This is a genomic window from Dissulfurispira sp., from assembly GCF_036745535.1.
Taxonomy (GTDB): Bacteria; Nitrospirota; Thermodesulfovibrionia; order Thermodesulfovibrionales; family Dissulfurispiraceae; genus Dissulfurispira.
In genome coordinates this window covers 49,799-51,316 of sequence record NZ_DAIOFX010000008.1, presented here as the reverse complement: position 1 = coordinate 51,316, position 1,518 = coordinate 49,799, and the positions used below count along the sequence as shown (strand labels likewise).

At 39.8% G+C, this 1,518-nt stretch carries 1 protein-coding gene and 1 pseudogene; one reads left to right on the top strand and one right to left on the bottom strand.

The window, feature by feature from the left end:
- Positions 1-138: 138 nt before the first annotated feature.
- Positions 139-399: pseudogene (locus tag V7L97_RS12865) on the top strand (hypothetical protein); the annotation flags it as partial.
- 87 nt (positions 400-486) lie between these two features.
- Here V7L97_RS12865 and miaA read toward each other — a convergent pair.
- Positions 487-1,449: a tRNA (adenosine(37)-N6)-dimethylallyltransferase MiaA gene (miaA, locus tag V7L97_RS03335; protein ID WP_333653386.1), complete on the bottom strand. Its 963-nt coding sequence runs from the start codon at positions 1,447-1,449 to the stop codon at positions 487-489.
- Positions 1,450-1,518: the final 69 nt, after the last annotated feature.

Here is a 1,518-nt window from a genome sequence, read left to right as displayed (position 1 = left end):
ACGTATTTCAGGCATGTATAAATTGTAGCACCAAATACTAATATTTGCAGACCGATACAGATTGCTTTCTTTATAAATTGCTGGTATCCTGTAAGGCAATAGTAAAGTTAAATCTAGGCGCGACAGACTCGAGAACTCCTTGAGACCCTAAGGGGGATAACAAAATTTCCCTATGAGGACCCAATGTGGTATCTTCTCAAAAACATAGCCGGCTGTCTGCAAAACAACCCTCAACAAATTCAAAGAATTGCTGATACTTTGCATTCTATGACAGCAGAAGAGACAGTGGTAAGACTTGAAGCGGCTCCAAAATTGAACACTCAAATGGGACCCATGTTTAACTCATGGTTAAGAGGAGAATTCCCCCTGCTCGGACTCGATGATTTCCAAGTATCTTAGGTATAATTTAACTCATTTTAACATAAATAGGCAAGTGACATTAGCACTTTCGGCTATTCTTTTGACAGCTAAAGAACAAAAGTTAGTTTAATTGGCTATGAATTGGACTACTGCTTCGAATATCTCATTAGGCTCATGTATTCCTGTCACATCTATCCATTGAATGCCTTCTTCTTTCTTAAACCATGTAAACTGCCTCTTTGCATAATTCCTCGACCTTTTCTTTACAAGGGCTATTGCCTCATCAAGACTGATCTCTCCATTTAAATGCATTGCTATTTCTTTGTAGCCGATGGCCTGCATGGAAGACAGTGATGAGTGATGAGTGATGAGTGATGAGTTAAGTTCGGACTTCGAAAAATGTTCTTTGATCATTTGAATTACATTTTTCACCTCATCAACAAGCCTCGCATCAATCATCTTATCAACTCTTTGCTCGATCATCATGTAAAGCTCTTTCCTGTCTCTTGTAATGCCTATTTTTATGAATTCATAAGGTAATGGCTGCGTTAACAACTGATGCATTTCTGACATGGTTTTATTGCTTTTTAGGCAAACCTCCAATGCCCTTACAACCCTCCTCGTGTCTGCGGGCATTATCTTTGAGGCAGCCACAGGGTCGAGGGATTTAAGGTATTCGTATAAATATCCGGGAAACTTCTCCTCTCTTTGGAGCAATTCATTTCTTAAATCCCAGTCCGCAGAAGGGCCTTTAAAAATTCCTCTTGTCATAGCCTTTATATAAAGCCCTGTTCCTCCGACAATTATCGGTATTCTGTTTGAATTATGCAGATTGGCAATTATCGGCTGGACAGCCTTTATATACTCTCCTGTGCTGAAAGATTCCCACGGCTCGACAATGTCTATCATGTGGTGCTTCACTGTCTGCTGTTCCTCTTCAGACGGCTTTGCTGTTCCGATATCCATGTGTTTATAAATCTGCATGGAGTCTGAGCTTATGATTTCTGTGTTCAGGTGTTTTGCGAGGAGGATGGATACCGCTGTTTTGCCGACCCCTGTTGGGCCGAGAAGGATGATTACTTTTCCCATAGAAATTATTATAATAATAAAGTTTATAATATTCGCTTAAATCCCATGTAATATAGGAGGATTTTACAA